Genomic DNA, 18,471 nt, shown 5'->3' with positions numbered 1-18,471 from the left:
TTGCCTTTCAGCAACTCCGGGCTAACACGCAGGCGAAATCTTCGGGGATTTTCGCTGATTCGCGTCACGGAATGCCTCTTGCGATGAGCCGTGCCATGGTCGCTTCACAGTTAGCGACATCACCGCTTTTCTCTCTACTCCGAATGGCGTGCCGTGCTTCGCTCTTTGCTGATCATCGCAACCGTTGCCACCATCAGCGGTTTCCTGAGCCATCTGGAATTCGCCCAGGCGGACCGACACGTGCAGACAGCGATTCCTGCCTGGGTGCGCACCGTCGACGGGTGGGAACCCAGTTCCGTGCTGACCGCGGAATCCGTCAGCACCGGGTCACCGGCGTTGCATCCGCTGCTGGTGGCGGGTTTTCTACTGGCCGCATCGGTGTTCGTGCTGCTGGCATTTCCGTATCCTAAGTCGCAGTAGCAAAAGCACTTCCGACTTCATTTCGTGCATCGTGGAATTTATCTGCACGAAACATCGCCTCGAATCGCACTATTACTTTCAGACAACGCTCGAAGGTTTTTCGGGCGGAATGAATGTCGTGGTCTGTCACGCTAGGATTTTCGAGTTCCTGGTAACGCAAGTCTTAAGCACTGCTGGACAAGCCAGCAGTGGCACCCGAAATTTTTGTCGTGACAAAGCAATAGTTAGATTTTCGAGGTTCTCATGCGACTCACTTTGCGCACGTTGTTGGCTTACATGGACGATATTCTCGATCCGGCCGATCACGAAGATTTGGGCAACAAAATCGAGGCGAGTGAATTTGCTGCCGAGTTGATTCATCGGTCTCGTGACACTGTACGGCGGTTGCGGTTGGGTGCGCCGGAAGTCTTTGCCGGTGAAGACGATGACGTGCTGAATCCCGATCCGGCATCGGACGCCAACTCGGTTGCAGAATATTTGGACAATACGCTTCCTCCCGAACACGTTGCCGACTTCGAGCGTGTTTGCCTCGATACAGGAACAGTCGCCGACATGCACCTCGCCGAGGTGACTTCGTGCCATCATGTGTTGACGATGGTGCTGGGCGAACCGGCGGAGATCGACCCGCAGGTTCGTCGCCGGATGTATGAATTGCCCCAGACCGTGGAGGGCGGTGAGAAGCTGCGCATCGAACCGGCTCATCCGCAAGTTGCAGCATCGGTTCCTGAACCTAAGACTGTACTAGTTATGCCGCAAGCCGTTGTGCCTGTGCCCGCTTCCGCCGTGGCACCTGCTCCCGCGGCGGGAGTGTTGCCCGATTATTTGCGCGTGGCGGCTAATAGTCGTCGACGTGGACGACGCTGGGCAATTGCCGCAGTTTTGGCCGTGTTGGGTGGACTCACCGCCTATGTGTTGTCGGGTTCGTTCGTCGAACCCGAGACACCCAGTTTCATTGCCGATGCTGAACCAGAAAAGATCGAAGACCTGACCGATATTCAAATCGGCGCGGAATCGGTTGATACAAACCCTGAAAAATCGGCGGCCGAGACCAACGAAACGAACGCTGCTGACGATGCAACGAACACGGCACCTCCGTTCGTACCCGAGGACGCCGCTGTTGCGTCACCAGAGGAACAAGCTCCCGCTGTTGCTGAGCCCAGCTTAGAAACTCCAGCCGCTTCGACAGAAGTTGTTGAAACGACAACTCCTTCCGTCGTTACAGAACCTGCGACGGAAACACCCGTGGTTGAATCGGAAACAATAACTCCCACCGAAACATCAGTTGCGACAGCGGATGCTTCGCCAACAACGAGTGTTCCCTTGCCACCTCAGGACAACGAGCCTCAGGAGTCGAGCATTTCGGATGGGCGGCCTCCGGTGCTCGATCCGAACGAGCTCATTGAGTCGGCGACAACGCAAACAATGCCCGATGAGTCCTTGGACATTGAAGCTGAAGACCAAGTTCCCGCAGAGCCTAAAGGGCCTGTGCAATTGGGGACCTATCGCGGGGTGGACGACGTTCTGCTGCGCTATATGCCCGAAACCGAAGAATGGCTGAGGCTTCCGTCGCAAGCCGTCATCACAGTCGGCGAGACGTTGCTCACTCTGCCCAAGTATCGTTCGCATGTCGTATTGGGCAATATCAACGCCTATCTGGCGGGCGGAACTCAGATCACGCTGCCCGAGCAGCCAGTTACTGAAGAAGGGGATGATCCGCTGGTGATCGACATGAGCTATGGTCGGTTGATTTTGAATGCCGATGCCGGGGATCGTGATGTCAAATTGAATATCGATGGCGCGACTCATGAGATGCGCTTAGAAAAAGGGGCCAGCTTGGCGGTTGATGTCCACCGCTTGTTTGTGCCGGGAACCGATTACGAAAAAGCGCCGGCCTTGGTGGAAGTGAATTGGTATCTGGCCAATGGTTCGGCTGAAAGGATAGTCGCGAACGGCACGCAAGAATCGGTCCAAGCCCCATCTGTTTGGAAAAGCGTCAACGGTGCGGACACTGCTGCCGAGTCGATCACAACCTTGCCGCCATGGATCGAGAAAGAGCCGGTCACAAGCTTGGAGCGGAGCGCCAGTAACGTGCTTAATCAACAGCTTGTTCCTGGCCAGCCGGTCGAATTGAGCATTGCCGAATTGACTGATGAAGAGACTTCGAATCGTGAGAATCGACGCTTGGCTTCGGAAGCCAGTTTGTACGTCGGGGAGTTCGAGCCGTTCATTAAGTCGCTTAACGACAGTGACCAGCGCACGGTTTGGCGGTCGCACATTGCTGCGATGCGGCAAGCCATCGCTCGGGATCCACAACTCGCAGTCAAGCTGCATGAAGATTTCATTAACGTGCGTGGTCCTGAAGCAGGTGAAGATCTCTTCGCGATGATACGTGGTTTTACGCCGGAACAGATTGGCTTGACTCGTGACGAGCTTAAGCAGGGCGTGCTGCTGGATTTGATTCGTTGGCTGGAAGATGAAAATTTGGATTATCGCGTGCTCGCGATTTACAACTTGGATGAGTTAAAAGGAACGAAGGAGCTTAAAGGTTATCGACCTGACGCGATTCCCAGGAGCCGCCAGATCGCGGTAGAAAAAATCCGCCGTGAAATCGAGGACGATGAATTTTTGCCTTTGCCGTAGACCGCTAAGCCGCAAGCGATTCTCCGTGGTGGCAAGCGAGGGACGCGACTATAATCGGGCCACCTGTTAAGTTCGAGTGATTCCGGAACCGCGCTCGAACTTTCGCTGCCCCGCTTTTCCCGATGCGAAGAGGCTCGCCGTGCGCCGATGTTTACCCTTTGTTGTTGCGTGTCTGTGTGTCGCCCTTTTGAATCTGAATGCGTTTCAAGCGCACGCGCAAATCGATTTCAAAACTTTGCGGACTTGGGGATTCGAGACCGCCAACGCAATTGATAGTTCGCTCAAAAAGCCGGGGTCGAGCTTGTATGCCGAGATGGCGGCAATCAATGGCGCGCAAAGCGGTGGGTTCAACGGTCACGCGTTTGTTTGGCCAGCGGCGACCCAATTTCGCGTTTTGAACTCGCTGACGCAGTTGGATCCGACAAAATACTCCACGGTGCTGCGCAGTTTTTCCGATGAATTGCACACCCGCTATTGGAGCGCTGGGTATCGATCGGGCGCAGGGGGTGGCGAGCGCTTCTACGACGACAATGCCCATTTGGTGGTTTCGCTCACCGAAGCCTACAACCTGACGAAAGACCCGGTCTTTCTTGATCGTGCCAAGCAAACCCATGCGTTCGTGTTGCAAGGCGAAGATTCGGTGGCGGGCGGCGGGATCTACTTCAAACAGTTCGATTTTTCATCGAAGGACGCGATCTCGACGCTGCAAGCCGCGCGAGGAGCGGCGATGCTGTACAACGCCACGGGCGAGCAACAATATCTGGACGACGCCACGCGGTTGCTCACTTGGTCGAAGACACATATTCAGCGATCAAATGGATTGTTCAGCGAACGCTGGAACATTGCCACGAACATGATGGACGGCGCCGACTTGGTGAACTCGGCGGGGATCGCCATTTCGACGAATCTTGAGCTGTACGATGCCACGGGTTCGACGGCTTATCTGACCGAAGCGCGGCGGATTGGACTGCGTTCGCTGACGCGGTATTTCGACAGTGCGACCGGTCGAATCAACGACGAAGGCTACTGGGCCTTTGAATTGGTCGATGGGTTGGTGAATCTCTATTTACATGATGGCAACACGAATTGGCTCGAACGGGTGGATCGCGCACTCCATTGGTTGCACGATAACAAACGGGATCCGCGCGGTCACTACGGCCTATTTTGGGGCCGCAATGGTGCCCAGACGGGGACGCTCAACTTTTGGGAACTGAACAATCAAGCGGCGGTGGCGCGGGCTTATCTCTATACGGCTGCGGTGATTCCTGAGCCGGCGAGCGCGGCGCTACTTGGCGTGGCGATTATGATTTCGACCGGGCGGAGATGGCGGTAACAAGCAAACCCCGCGAGCCTCGTCAAGCAGCGGAACACGCCAAAATTTGCTTGACTTGGCGTAAGATCACCCGGCATGAAGTCACTTTTCCCCGAAAGAGTCGGTTTGTCGATTGGCCCAGAAACCGCTAGAATGGGGTACTGGACGGCACCTGCTGGTTAGCTCCGCTACCCGCTGCGTGGGCGGTCCGTCGTGACTTTGGCAAATTGACGTTCTCTCGGCGCGCTCGACGCGGCGAATTCAGGAGTTGCACCGGTGCAGATCAGCGTTTCAGTTCGGCATGGCCATCTTAGCGAGGCCAGCCAGGAGAAGTTAAAGGCCAAGGCCGAAAAGTTTGCCCGGATTTTTGATCGCTTGATGTCGATCGAGCTCGTCGTGGATTTGAACGACGAGCAGGCTCCGCAAGTGGCGATCAATTGTTCGGCCGAGCACAAGCACGATTTCGTGGCTCACGCGACATCCGACACGCTGCTTAACGCCTTCGACAGCGCGGCTGGCAAGATCGAACAGCAGTTGCGCAAGTATAAGGAACGCTTGCAGGAGCGTCATCGGGGACCCGGAGCCAAGCACGTTGAAGTTCCCGTGGTAGACGACGAATCAGATGAATAAAGGTTACATGCGGACTCGGCTAACAAGGTCGAGTTCGCGTTGAAGAATAATAACAAGTTATCATTTTATCATTGAAATACTTCCTCGCTGGGAAACCGGTGGGGAAGAATTGCCGGCGCGAGTTGGGCCGTCATTTAAGCAATCGAGGTAGAAGGTCATCATGAAGTTTGTTGATTTTGTAAGTCGCGATGCGATTCGAACGAATCTCGACGTCGACAATAAAGAACAAGTGATTCGCGCGATGGCGAATGCGTTGCTCGAAGCGGGCAAGATTCCAGCCGACCAACATGAGAGCATCGTGGAAGCGATCCTCAAGCGAGAAGAGTTAGGCAGCACGGGAATTGGCCGTGGCGTGGCGGTGCCTCACACGAAGCATCCCAGCGTGAAGGAATTGGTCGGAACGGTCGCCGTGATTGATTCGGGCGTCGACTTTGATAGCCTCGACGGCGAAAAAGTGCATTTGCTGTTTATGCTCGTGTCGCCGCCGGATCGTCCGGGCGATCACCTGAGAGCGCTCGAGAATATCTCGCGGCAACTGCGTGACGAAACATTCTGTCGTTTCTTGAAGCAGAGCAAAGAGCCCGGCGACGTGTGGACATTGCTCGAAGAAGCCGACAACAATCAGTTTGTATAAAAGGAGCTGAGAGCCGAGAGTCAAGAGTCGAGGGCCAGATGATTTCTGGCTTTAGACTCTTGGCTTTTGACTCTCGACTACGAATGAATTCGCCTTGCGCACAACGAACGGTGGTGATTCAGAACGAGCAGGGGCTGCATGCGCGGCCGGCTCAGTTGCTGGCGCGCACGGCGTTGAGTTACGAATCAAAGATTGAACTAATTTGCAACGGTCAACGAGTCGATGCGAAGAGCATTTTGCACGTATTGACGCTGGGGGCCGTGCAAGGGACCGAGATTATTGTCGAGGCTCAAGGGCCCGACGCGGAAACAGCTTTGGACGCAATCGTTCGCCTCGTGGAGAGCGATTTCGCGGCCGACGAAGTCATTGGCCAGGAGAGCACGGGATAAACACTCGTGATCATGGGATTGGAATTCCCAGGGATTATCTTCCTTGGGCGTAAACAGTCGCAACTTTCTGGCTGTAGAAACATGGTTGTCCAGTCGACGCACTGGGCGCGAGCGTACACACGGTAATAAGTGACGACGACATGTCGCAACAACGGAGCGCTAAACAGCAGTTGTTGACGACGCGAATCGGAGCAATGCGTGACAAAACTCAATAGCCTGATCTGTTGAGACAGCGAGCAAACTGCTCGCTGCTGTCCTGCGAACTGCCGTTGTGCTCTCTCGCCTGCGTAGCTGGCGTGTGAAGCGAGGGCGCAATGGAACGCCTGCAAGGTATCGCCGTCTCACCGGGAATCGCCATAGGCGAGGCCTTGGTACTCGACAACGAGGGATTCCGCATTCCTCGGCGGTTCCTTCCGCGCGATGCGGTCGAGGAAGAACTCCTCCGTCTGGGGAAAGCCTTCAAAGCGGCCGAGGCTGAAGTCGAGCGGAACCGCAAGCACGTCGCCGAACAATTGGGCGACGATTACGCGGCCATCTTTTCCGCGCATCTGCAAATGCTCCGCGATCAGCGCCTGCACGATGAAATCGAAGAAATGATTCGCGTGCGGCATTATTCGCCCGAGTATGCCGTCAGTCGCGCGCTGCGGCGCTATGCGAAAGTGTTTCAATCGCTGCAAGGCAAGTACATGGCCGAGCGAGCGAACGACATTTTCGATATCGAGAAGCGGATTCTGCGAAATCTGTTGGGACGCAGCCGCGAAGAACTGGCCAACATTACGTCGCCGGTGTTGGTGCTCGCGCATCAAATGACTCCGAGCGAAACGGCAAGCTTGAACCCGCGATTTGCGCTGGGGTTGGTCACGGAAATTGGCGGCCCGGGTAGTCACACGGCGATCGTGGCCGAAGGTATGGGCATCCCCGCGATTGTCGGCGTGGGTCCCTTCCTCACCGACGTGTCGGGGGGCGATACGGTCATCATCGATGGTGACCAAGGGCAGATTATTCTGCGGCCCGACGAGGAAACGCTGGCCAAATATCGGCACGAAGTCGAAGAGCAGCGTTCGCTTGCCGCGAAGTTGGAGGTCTTGCGCGATTTGCCAGCCATCACGCAGGACGGCCAAATCGTGCAGTTGATGGGGAACATCGAATTTCCCCACGAGGTCGAGCAATGCAAACAGCGCGGGGCCAACGGGATCGGCCTCTACCGCACGGAGTTTTTGTATCTGGGTCGCGATGACGATCCCAGCGAAGAGAATCATTACGAAGCGTATGCCGAAGTGGTGCAAGCCATGGGGGATATGCCCGTCGTGATGCGGACTTTGGATCTGGGAGCGGACAAGATGCGTTCGCTGCCCGATCCCGAAGATGAACGCAACCCGTTCTTGGGTTTGCGGAGTATTCGACTCGCGCTTCGCAATCGAGATTTGTTCCGCACGCAGTTGCGGGCCATTCTGCGAGCCAGCGCGCTCGGCGAAGTGCGAATCATGTTCCCTTTGATCGCCACGATCATGGAACTACGGCAGGCCCGCATGGTGCTTGCCGACGCGATGGAAGATTTGGAAGAAGCCAACGTGCCATTCGACCGCGCCGTGAAAGTCGGCATGATGGTCGAAGTGCCGTCGGCGATCATGATGATGGATCGTTTCGTGGACGAGGTCGATTTCTTCAGCATCGGCACGAACGACTTGATTCAGTATTGTTTAGCCGTGGATCGCAGCAATAAGGACGTGGCCAACCTTTATACGGCCGCCGATCCGGCTGTGATCCGCATGATCGAAATGGCCGTCCGCACGGCCAACCAGCATAACGTGCCGATCAGCATGTGCGGGCAAATGTGTGGCAATCCTTTGTACACGATGTTGCTCGTCGGATTGGGCATGCGCTGTTTCAGCGTGACCCCTTCGGCCGTGCCTGAAATTAAACGAGTGTGTCGCAGCGTTTCAACGGATCAATGCGTTCGGGTCGCCGAGCACGTGTTGAAGTTGGAATCGGCGCGCGACGTAAAAAATTACCTGAAAGAAGAACTGCATAAAGTTTTTCCCGAATTACCGTTGTGAGGCGATTCACTGCTGGACAAGCCAGCAGTGGCAACCAAGCAACACCAAGTACTGTGGCGTGTATGGCAAATCTCTTTTCCAGAAACGAACGGCCCGTCGCCGGCGAGTTGTCCCATCGGGAAACTCCGCCAGGCACGCAAGCGCGCCCTGCGTTTCGCGCATTTGCCATCCACATTCAAGAACACCCGCGTTGCGAAGGAACTCTCACACTGTTGAGGATGCGTGACGCATGGATCAGAAAGAAACGTTATGAAACAGGAGATGTTGATCAACGTCGCCCAGCCGGAAGAATGCCGGATCGCGATCGTCGAGGACAATGTGCTCGAAGAGCTCTACGTCGAACGGAGCAGCCAGGATAATTACGTCGGCAATATCTATAAGGGCCGCATTGTTAATCTCGAGCCCAGCATTCAAGCGGCGTTCGTCGATTTTGGGGTCGGTCGCAATGGGTTTCTGCACATCAGCGACGTTGAGCCGCAGTATTTTCGGCAGGGTGGCTACGACCCCGCCAAGCTTATTGATGCCGATGGCTCGCAGGGTGGCGGCAGTGACGACGATGAAGATTGGACCGAAGACGGCCCCGCGGAAAAGAGCCGCAATGGCCGGGGTGGAACTCAAGTGCGACGTGCCAAACCAGGGGTACGTCCGCGCGTGAAGCCGCCGATTCAGGAGATCTTTCGCCGGGGCGATGAAGTGCTCGTGCAGGTCATCAAAGAAGGGATCGGCACGAAAGGCCCGACGCTGTCAACTTATATCAGCATTCCAGGCCGCTATTTGGTGTTGATGCCAGCGCTGGGGCGAATCGGTGTGTCGCGCAAAATTGAAGACGATGGCGACCGCCGTCGCTTACGGGATATCTTGCGCGAACTGAATCCGCCCAAGGGCTTGGGGTTCATCGTCCGCACCGCGGGGACCGACCGAACCAAGAAAGAATTGTCGCGCGATCTGGCATACCTGCTGCGGCTGTGGAAGGTGATCGTACGGCGGATCAAGAAGACCACCGGGCCGGTCGACATCTACGAAGAAAGCGACATGATCATTCGCACGATCCGCGACATCTTTACGAACGAAGTCGACAGCATTGTGATCGATGAACCGAAGGCCTATGAGCGGGCGAAAGAGTTTTTGCAGATTGTCATGCCGCGGTACGTCAATCGTTTGACTCTCTATGAGGGCAAGGAGCCGTTGTTCCACAAGAACAAGCTCGACGAAGAGATCGCGCGGATCAATCAACGACAGGTGCCACTCAAGGGGGGCGGTTCGATTGTGATCGATCAAACCGAGGCCCTCGTGGCGATCGACGTCAACAGCGGCAGCTTCCGCACCGACGGCTCGGCCGAGGAATCGGCATTCCGGCTGAATCAAATCGCGGCCAAGGAAATTGCTCGGCAATTGCGACTGCGTGACCTTGGCGGCGTGGTGGTCAACGATTTTATCGACATGCGGAAAGAACGGCATCGCCGCACGGTGGAGCGCACGCTGCGTGACGCGGTGAAGCGGGATCGCGCGCGGACGAAGATTTTACGGACGAGCCCGTTTGGTTTGATCGAAATGACGCGGCAGCGCATCCGTCCCAGTCTGCGGCGTAGCGTTTACAAGGAATGCCCGTCGTGTACCGGCTCGGGGTTGGTGAAGTCGGCCGAAAGCATGGCGATTGAAGTGATCCGCAAACTCTTAATGTGTGCCCACAATGAGCGAATTGCCCGCGTGTCGGTGACCTGCGAAGAAGAAGTCGCCAACTACCTGAACAACCGCAAACGCCGCGAGCTTACTCGCATGGAAGACGAATACAACCTGCAAGTTCAGGTCTTGAGCCGGGAAGACGTTTCGCCGGAATTCTTGAAAATCGAGTGCGAAGATGCATCGGGTCGGGAGATTCGGTTCGTGGAGTAGCAGCGACCAATTACCGGCATATAAGCCGAGAATTGTTAAAAAGTTAAGATTCACGCGGAGGGTGCTTATGCCCTCCGCGTTTTTTGTTGTACGCAAAACAACCAGATTATTGAATCGGTAGGCAATTGCCATTAGAATCTTGGGAAGGCAGCCAGAGGTTGCCACTCGTCTCGAGGTCCGAAGCAAATCATTGGTTGGACAATGCGGGCAAGCTCTAAAGGCTCGTAATAGAAAAGAACGGAGCAGAGAACCATGAATGTGTCTCGAAACGCTCGTTTGAATAGTAGCGCATCGCAGCAAGACCATTGTCGGCCCCGCCAGCTGCGATTGGAGCTTCTTGAGGACCGCCGGCTGTTGTCGGCGTCTCGCGCGGCGGAGGCCATCAATCAATTCGCCTACGATGTCTATGAGCATATGCAGACCGAAACGGGCAACCTTTTCTACTCACCGCTGAGCATCGCGACAGCTCTCGCGATGACCTACGCAGGGGCGGGCGGCCAAACCGCGGCGGAAATGGAGCAGGTGCTGCACTTTGGTACCGAGCCGGGTATACATTCATCATTTAGGGACCTGTTGTCGATTTTCGAAACGCAGACCAGCACCATCGAGGGCTTTGAACTCGAAGTAGCCAACGCGATCTGGCCGGCCTTGGGACTTCCGGTTCTGAGTAGCTTTATCGACACGGTTGAGGACGACTATAGCGGGCATGTCCAGAACCTCAATTACAGCAACCCTACCCAGGCGCGAAGCATCATTAACAACTGGATCTTGAATCAAACGCACGGCAAGATCCCGAACATGGTCGATCAACTGACGCCGGACATGGCGATGGTGCTCACCAACGCTGTTTATTTCAAGGGATTGTGGGATTATCCGTTCGATTCGAGCCATAACTACAACGATTCGTTTCACGTGGGTGATGGTGAGTCGATTAGTGTGCGATACATGTTCACGCCGATGTGGTCAACACGGACGCGGATCGAAGGGTTTGACGTGATCGAACTGCCATTCGAAGGCGGTGCTTCGTCGATGGTGTTGGCGATGCCGCTCGACGAAAACGGTTCCTATGAACTGACGCCTGAGATCTTCTCACAGATCGATGCCTGGCTGGCCAGTGAAGAAGAAATGGATTTAACTGAGATCGCGCTGCCCAAGTTTGCGACGTCAATCAAAACCGACCTCAAACAACTCTTAATTGGCATGGGTATGTCTACTGCCTTCAGTCCCGGCGTCGCCGATTTTTCAGGGATGACCGACGGAGTATGGATCGAGAAGATCTATCACAAGGCTACGATTGAGCTCAATGAGGAGGGTACCGAAGCCTCCGCGGCAACGGTCGTAGAGCTGCCACTTTGTTTTGCCGCGGGTACGCCGATCCTGACGCCTGACGGCGAGAAGTTGATCGAAGAGCTGCAGGCAGGCGACTTCGTCATGGCACGAGACGAACTCAACCTCGAAGGCGAAGTCCAGCCCAAGATGGTCGAGCGTCTGCTCATGGGCGAAGCCGAGGTCCTAGAACTACATGCAGGGGGTCAGGTTGTTCGTACCACGAGTTTGCATCCCTTCTTTGTGCGTGGTCGCGGCTGGACACCCGCGGGAGAGATCAAGGTCGAAGATCGGCTCTCGACCAATCATGGCGATTGGATCGAAGTGGAAAAAGTGCTGATTACCAACGAGAGCGAGGCGGTTTACAATCTCCGCGTTGCCGATCACCACACCTACTTCGTGGGCAGCCGGGCCTGGAAATTTGGTTTGTGGGTTCATAACTACTACGAAACAGGTTTCTATGCCGACCATCCTTTCCATATGATGATCCGTGACAACGAGACATCCACGATCACCTTCATGGGTCGGATCGATAATCCCTCTCTGTACAATAACAACGTTAATCCAACCTTTGCCCAGATACCCGCAACCGGCGATTTCGACGGAGATGGCGACGTCGACGGCCGCGATTTTCTGGCTTGGCAACGCGGGAATGGCGATTCCGTTGATTTGGCGGCTTGGCAAGGGAGTTACGGTCAAGGATCGAGCCCTCAGTTGGCGGCGATCGCCGACGCCGCGCTGGAAGATGACGAGTTTTTGACTGGTTGGCTTATCGATGATGTCGCAGAAGACGATGAGGCTTTTGCGATCCAGCGCGTAACGCCATTGGAAATTGTGAGCGATCCCGTAACAACGATCACATTACTTGCACAAGCCTCGCTGGTTGATGCCTCGATTGCTTCGCGTGGTCGCTATGGAGAAGTCGCAGCCGAGGACACCGAGTGGTTAGACGACGAACTGCTGGAAGATATTTTTAGTGCAGATTAGAGAGGTTTGAGAATCTCATCAAGCGTTAAAACTGCTGTGATGCGTAGGATTGCGCAATCACTTTCCAGGGGCTGACGTACCCTGGCTATGAACTTCCGCCACTTCGTGGCTAAGAGAATTCAACTCCGAAGGTGTGCCAGTCAGTGGCCAGGCGGCGTAAGGCCCTGGACAATGGCCATCTCGATCCCGAAGGGATCGCAGCGATTAGCCAGGTGGTCGAGTTCCACGAGACCCCTGGAACTAGAATCAACGCATATTTTCACCCCGAAGGGGTGACAGCATCATTCCAAATATCGTGGATCATAAGCAACACCAGCCCTTTCGAGCATCAAGACCAATTCCTCTTTGAATGTTCTGGCGTGATGATGCTCCTCCTGATGGGCAATGTATCTCTTCACGGCATCTCGGGCTGACGCACTCACGGTGAACGCTGCGTAGCCTTCTTGCCACGCGAATGTCGGAATGCGTTTTTCATGAGAAACCCAAACCGAGGAAACCTTCTTGAGTTCTCGCATGAAACCCGCAAGGCAATGCGTGGCGCGCAATCCGACTAACAGATGCACATGGTCAGCCACGCCGCCAATACCTTCGGATTGCCCACCGAGGCCGCGCACAGTGCCACCCAAATATTCATGTAGCTGATCGCGCCAAACCGCGTCGATGAAGGGTTCGCGATTCTTGGTCGAGAAAATCAGGTGATAGTGCAAACTGAGGAACGTCGATCCCATGACGCCCATGATGGCTGGCATCCCTTCAGGATGCAATAAAATTTCCTTTCGATTACAGGGGCGTCGTCGCTTAGGCTCATCAATCCCTGGCCCGGTGGTGTCGGTCGCTGAGACGACCTAACCACCGGCTAATAGCTGTGATCCCTTCGGGATCGATTGGCATCTCAATCCGAAGGGCTCCAGGGGTCTCGTGGAACTCGACCGCCTGGCTAATTGCTTTGATCCCTTCGGGATCCAGGCAGATTCCGATGCCGGAGGCATCACAGCCATTAGCCAGGGGTTGAGCGTAGCGATACCCCTGGAACATAAGTCCACACGCATTTTTACCCCGAAGGGGTGACAGCGATTAGCCGGGGATAAGGCCAGGCGAGTTCTAGGAGCGTGGGCGCCCCCCGACTACCGATCCTGAGTCGTCTCTCGGCCGAGCAACAAGCGCTGTGTACCACAAAAACACATTCGAGGCCGAATCCGAGTGCGGAGAATTTCGTCCTCATCAACGCACCGCCGGAACACGTTGCCCACTCGTCGGACGATGAAATGTAACGCATCTCTATCCAGGGTAGGCTTACGCACCCTGGCTATGAACTTCCGCCACTTCGTGGCTGGGAAATCTGAAATTTCTTAACCCCAAAGGGATGGCCATTAATAGTTAGGCGGCGTCAGCCCCTGGACACTTGGCGTAACGTCATCATCATGAGTAAGTGCGCCGCCAAATCGCCGAACGAATCTTACTGTTGATTCTATGAAAACCATCATGTCATTGTAGGTCATAACGTGAATCGCTGGATTCATCTTCTCTTTGATGTGAAGCTTACGGCATTCTTCGTCGGACAAATTATATCCGCAAATAATTGTGCATTTAGGGTTGTTAAAAAATAACCCCTTCCTACGTAAATAATCCACATCCTCTCGAACGAAATTAAGATATCGCTCAGCCTGATTCCAGGTTGCATTAAAATCCATAGTGAATTCGCCATCTGAACGAAAGCATTTCATCGAAGGCGGTTTTATCTCAAATATATCTCGAAACTCACTACCAACTTTTACTGCGGTGAAGTCGGGTATATTCCTGTTATCTAAGTTTGTGTGTCGAACTATACGTTTGTATGCAAGGCCTAAAACCCAGGGATTCTCCTGCAACAATACTTGATATTTTGACTCGTTGGAATCGACCACTTCCAGTAACCCTTTCAGGGTTTCTAGTGGTTTGTCTAATTCGTGCTTCTTCGGTAATGCAGAGTCCTTGTAGTCATCTTTAAACACTTCCATATCAAGAAAATGGAACGCTTCAGGCCCTACATTTTCACCTTCTTGCACTGTCCTTGCTGCCACTGCGTAACTCATTCGACCATTTCGATATAGTCCAACTAGGCCCTCAAATCGTTTCGGCCCTTCAAGAAGCATTACTCCGTCATCGAACCACTGCTTATCACTTGGAGATGCGTATCCTATTTTTCCATCTTTGGCCTTGCCTTCAAAACTACACGTCATTGTAATTGCGAGTCGGATTGCGGCGATGTACGCGGACCGGTTTTTGTTAGCGAGCAAAAATTCTGCAATCGTTGGGAATTCTGTAACCCTAGTTGGATCAAAAATTCCATTGAGTAAATCGTCGATTGCTCCTTCCTCTAAGAGAGAGGGAATGGATTCATCGGGTAGGTCCCGGCAGATCTGTGCCAACTGCGAAATTAGCGATTTGCCAAGTACAATTTGGTCCTCGTCTACCATCAACTATCTCATCATTATGTTTCGAAATCTTTCAAAGAAACTTTCACCCCTTCGGGGTTCCCATCATTTTACCACCACACCAGGGGCTGACGCACCCTTGCTATTAACTTTCGCCACTTTGTGGCTGAATAACAAAAAAGCCCCGACACCTTTCTCAAGGTGCGGGGCTGTTCGCTTTTTTCAAAATTAAAACTGCTCGCGGGCTTCGTTGCCCAACGCTTCCTGCTACGAGCAGTTGTTTGGGAAGAGGCGAGACGTCGGAGGCCAGAGGTCAGTAGTTCCTGACCTCCGACCTCTCATCTCTGACCTCGACTAAGAGCATCCCATCGAGTTGCCGCAGTTGTGGCACAGATAGCAATTGCCGTTGCGGACCGTGATCGCGCCGCAGCCGTCGCAGGCCGGGGCATCCGACTGGAAGCTGGCGAACTGCTCGTTGCGGTCGCCGCCGTCTTCCAGGTCACTCAACATGGCCCCGGCGCGAGCGAGCATTCTGGTGCTTGCACCGTTGGCGTGGCCATTGGCGTAAGGAGCTGGGGACTGGGGACTCGGGGCTGGCTGATGACCATTCGTTTCCCCCTTCGACTTTCCGCCTTCCGCCTTGGCTCCCCCCTGCCCGCCGGACTTCTTGTCGACGGGCTTCAATTCAGAGAACGGGTCACTAACTCCTGAACTCTGACCACCGGCCTCGGAGCTTTTCTTCTCCAAACCCAGGGACGCTTCCCTGAAACCAGGCAGGAACTGAATGCCCAACCAGCGGAAGATGTAGTCGATCACGCTCTTGGCGATGCGGATGTCGGGGTTCTTGGTGTAACCCTGTGGCTCGAATCGCATGTGCGAGAACTTGCGAACGTAATCCTCCAACGGCACGCCGTATTGCAGGCTCATCGACACGCTCGTGCCGAAGGCATCCATCAGGCCGCCGATCGTCGAACCTTCCTTGGCCATGGTGATGAACAACTCGCCCGGCCGGCCATCTTCGAACAAGCCCACCGTGATGTAGCCCTCGTGACCCGAGATGCTGAACTTGTGGGTGATCGATTGCCGCGTGTCGGGGAGCCGCTTGCGGTGAGGCTTGCCGGCGAGCGCCGCTTCCTTGTCTTTCTGCTTGTCGGCTTCGGTCGAGGTGTTGAGCGGTTGGCTTTCCTTCGAGCCATCGCGATAAATGGCGATCGCCTTGAGGCCCAACTTCCAGCCGTCGATGTAGGCTTGCGCGATTTCTTCGGTGGTCGTCGAACGCGGCATGTTGACCGTCTTCGAAATCGCACCCGAGAGGAACGGCTGAGCCGCGGCCATCATCGTCACGTGGGCTTGCCAAGGAATGCTGCGGGTGCCGTTGCGAGCTTGGAACGCACAATCGAACACACTCAAGTGCTCAGGCTCCAAGTCGGCAGCCCCTTCGATCGTGTCCTCACGGTCGACGTAACCCAGGATCGATTCGATGGCGGGCTGATCGTAACCCAAGGTTTGCAGAGCCAGGGGCACGGTCTGGTTGACGATCTTGAGCATGCCGCCACCGGCGAGCTGCTTGTACTTCACCAGCGCGATGTCGGGCTCGATGCCGGTCGTGTCGCAATCCATCATGAAACTGATCGTGCCAGTCGGAGCCAGCACGGTCGCTTGGGCGTTGCGGAAGCCGTGGGCCTTGCCCGCGACCAACACATCGTCCCACAAGTCGCGAGCAGCATCGACCAAGTAGTCGGGGCACTCGGGATTGATCTCGTCGACCGCAGCGCGGTGCATCTGCATCACGCGATTCATCGGTTGACTGTTGAGCTCGTAGCTATCGAACGGACCAACCGCTTCGGCGAGCTCGGCACTCGTGAGATTCGCTGTACCATGCAGCAAGGCGGTCACCGCACCGCACACTCCGCGACCCTTGTCGCTGTCGTAGGCAATGCCGTCGGACATCAGCAAGCTGCCGAGATTGGAATAACCCAACCCGAGCGGACGGAACAAGTGGCTGTTCTTGGCGATGTCCTTGGTCGGATAGCTCGCGTGATCGACCAGAATTTCCTGGGCGATGAAGTACACGCGACAAGCCGCCTTGAAACGCTCGGCGTCGAACGTGCCATCCGGCAGGCGGAACTTCATCAGGTTGATGCTTGCCAGGTTGCAGGCCGTGTCGTCGAGGAACATGTACTCGCTGCACGGATTCGACGCGTTGATGCGGCCACTGTTGGGGCACGTGTGCCAGTTGTTGATCGTCGTGTCGTATTGCACGCCAGGATCGCCACAGTGCCACGCACAGTCGGCCATGCGATTGATTACGTCACGAGCCTTGTAAGTTGGGCCCGCCTTGTTGGGGTCGGTCACCCAGCGAGTGGTCCACTCTTGGTCCTTCTCGACGGCTTGCATGAAGTCGTCGGTCACGCGGACCGAGAGGTTTGCGTTCTGGAACATGATCGAGCTGTAGGCTTCGCCGTTGAAGTTCGATTCGTAGCCACCCTTTTCGATCAGCACGTGGGCTTTCTTTTCTTCCTTCCACTTGCACTCGATGAATTCCATCACGTCGGGATGCCACACCTTGATCGATTGCATCTTGGCGGCGCGGCGGGTTTTACCACCGCTCTTCACGACGGCTGCGACTTGGTCGTACACACGCATGAACGAAAGCGGGCCCGAGGGCTTGCCGCCACCGGCGAGCTTCTCGCGATGCGAACGCAAGGTCGACAAGTCGGTGCCGGTGCCCGAACCAAACTTGAACAACATGGCCTCGCTGCGTGCGAGCTCCATGATGTCTTCCATGTTGTCGTCGACGTGCTGAATGAAGCAGGCCGAGCCTTGGGGGAATTCGTAAGGATTCTCGGGCTGCACCACTTCGCGGGTCACGGGATCCCAACGCCAGTTGCACTTCGCACCCGTCACGCCGTATTGGTGGTACAAACCGACGTTGAACCAGACGGGCGAATTGAACGCGCCATGCTGGTGGAGGCACAACCACGACAGATCGCGGTAGAACCGCTCGCCGTCGGCGGGTGACGCGAAGTAGCCGTCTTCCAGGCCCCAATCGGTGATCGTCCGCGACACGCGGTGAATGAGTTGCTTGACGCTGTATTCGCGTTGGTCGGTGCCGATCTCGCCGTAGAAATACTTGCTGCAAATCACGTTCGTGGCGAGTTGCGACCAGAACGAGGGAACTTCGCAGTTGGTTTGTTCGAACAGCACTTCGCCGTTCTCGCCCTTGATCGCGGCGGAGCGGATTTCCCAGTTCACGGTGCTGAACACATCGTCGACGTCGGTCGGGGCGAAGTTTGTATCGATCTTCAACCGACCGTGAAATATCTTCTGAGCTTCGGAACTGCCATTTTTGACGTTATCGCCAGCCATGCGGGGAGCCTTTGAGGCACGAGCCAATTTCGAATCCGATTTGCCTAAATCAATTGTAGCCACAGCGCAACCTCCTGTTTTTCGGGAGCTAGCCCCTCTTTTTGAGGAGCTGGATAAGGGCATCCATACCTATTATAATGTACATGCGTACACAAGATACGCATAGTTGGATCGGCCAGCCATGCCGATCTGCTGCAATTCCTCTGGTAGGCCGCTCGGTTAACTGGGCCGCTGTTGGTCCCACGAGGCGATTGGTCCACTACCAGATTTTGGGGCTGTACGGGATTGACTCGACAAAATCGAGGGGAAATTTTACCCAAACCACTACATGTAGTAGATGATGCCCATCAATCTACTATATGCTGTTGGTCGCGGGAGACGATCATACACCTCTAGGGCG

The 18,471-nt window shown here is 55.2% G+C and carries 12 protein-coding genes; 9 read left to right on the top strand and 3 right to left on the bottom strand.

Features of this window, described 5'->3' with window-relative positions:
• The first annotated feature begins 153 nt into the window (after nt 1-153).
• The 9 genes from AC6T8Q_RS19635 (at nt 154) to AC6T8Q_RS19595 (ending at nt 12,288) form a co-directional block, all read left to right on the top strand.
• Nucleotides 154-420, top strand: a complete 267-nt coding sequence (locus AC6T8Q_RS19635) for a hypothetical protein (RefSeq protein ID WP_500680693.1) — start codon at nt 154-156, stop codon at nt 418-420.
• 243 nt (nt 421-663) lie between these two features.
• Complete coding sequence (locus tag AC6T8Q_RS19630) at nt 664-3,060, top strand: hypothetical protein (protein WP_500680692.1); 2,397 nt, start codon at nt 664-666, stop codon at nt 3,058-3,060.
• Nucleotides 3,061-3,199: 139 nt separating this feature from the next.
• Nucleotides 3,200-4,393 carry a glycoside hydrolase family 76 protein gene (locus tag AC6T8Q_RS19625; RefSeq protein WP_500680691.1) on the top strand — a complete coding sequence of 398 codons (1,194 nt, stop codon included), beginning with the start codon at nt 3,200-3,202 and terminating at the stop codon, nt 4,391-4,393.
• A 255-nt stretch (nt 4,394-4,648) separates the two neighbouring features.
• Nucleotides 4,649-5,002, top strand: a complete 354-nt coding sequence (gene hpf / locus AC6T8Q_RS19620; protein ID WP_500680690.1) for a ribosome hibernation-promoting factor, HPF/YfiA family — start codon at nt 4,649-4,651, stop codon at nt 5,000-5,002.
• A 160-nt stretch (nt 5,003-5,162) separates the two neighbouring features.
• Nucleotides 5,163-5,636, top strand: coding sequence for a PTS sugar transporter subunit IIA (locus tag AC6T8Q_RS19615; protein WP_500680689.1), 474 nt, complete (start codon nt 5,163-5,165; stop codon nt 5,634-5,636).
• A gap of 83 nt (nt 5,637-5,719) precedes the next feature.
• Nucleotides 5,720-6,025, top strand: coding sequence for an HPr family phosphocarrier protein (locus AC6T8Q_RS19610; protein ID WP_500680688.1), 306 nt, complete (start codon nt 5,720-5,722; stop codon nt 6,023-6,025).
• 314 nt (nt 6,026-6,339) lie between these two features.
• The gene (gene ptsP / locus AC6T8Q_RS19605) at nt 6,340-8,082 is read left to right on the top strand and encodes a phosphoenolpyruvate--protein phosphotransferase (protein ID WP_496921070.1); all 1,743 of its coding nucleotides are present in this window, start codon (nt 6,340-6,342) and stop codon (nt 8,080-8,082) included.
• A gap of 249 nt (nt 8,083-8,331) precedes the next feature.
• Nucleotides 8,332-9,975, top strand: a complete 1,644-nt coding sequence (locus AC6T8Q_RS19600; protein WP_496921071.1) for an Rne/Rng family ribonuclease — start codon at nt 8,332-8,334, stop codon at nt 9,973-9,975.
• 252 nt (nt 9,976-10,227) lie between these two features.
• Nucleotides 10,228-12,288: a serpin family protein gene (locus AC6T8Q_RS19595; protein WP_500680687.1), complete on the top strand. Its 2,061-nt coding sequence runs from the start codon at nt 10,228-10,230 to the stop codon at nt 12,286-12,288.
• A 281-nt stretch (nt 12,289-12,569) separates the two neighbouring features.
• Here AC6T8Q_RS19595 and tnpA read toward each other — a convergent pair whose 3' ends face one another.
• The 3 genes from tnpA to AC6T8Q_RS19580 all read right to left on the bottom strand — a co-directional run bounded on the left by tnpA (nt 12,570) and on the right by AC6T8Q_RS19580 (nt 18,071).
• Nucleotides 12,570-13,037: an IS200/IS605 family transposase gene (gene tnpA / locus AC6T8Q_RS19590; RefSeq protein ID WP_500680686.1), complete on the bottom strand. Its 468-nt coding sequence runs from the start codon at nt 13,035-13,037 to the stop codon at nt 12,570-12,572.
• A gap of 621 nt (nt 13,038-13,658) precedes the next feature.
• Nucleotides 13,659-14,744, bottom strand: coding sequence for a Shedu anti-phage system protein SduA domain-containing protein (locus AC6T8Q_RS19585; RefSeq protein ID WP_500680685.1), 1,086 nt, complete (start codon nt 14,742-14,744; stop codon nt 13,659-13,661).
• A gap of 312 nt (nt 14,745-15,056) precedes the next feature.
• Nucleotides 15,057-18,071 carry a vitamin B12-dependent ribonucleotide reductase gene (locus AC6T8Q_RS19580; protein WP_500680684.1) on the bottom strand — a complete coding sequence of 1,005 codons (3,015 nt, stop codon included), beginning with the start codon at nt 18,069-18,071 and terminating at the stop codon, nt 15,057-15,059.
• Nucleotides 18,072-18,471: the final 400 nt, after the last annotated feature.

This window comes from Bythopirellula sp. (assembly GCF_041737835.1).
In the GTDB taxonomy this organism is placed as follows: Bacteria; Planctomycetota; Planctomycetia; order Pirellulales; family Lacipirellulaceae; genus Bythopirellula.
Note: the sequence above shows the minus strand (reverse complement) of the source record. Positions and strands in the feature narration are given on the sequence as shown.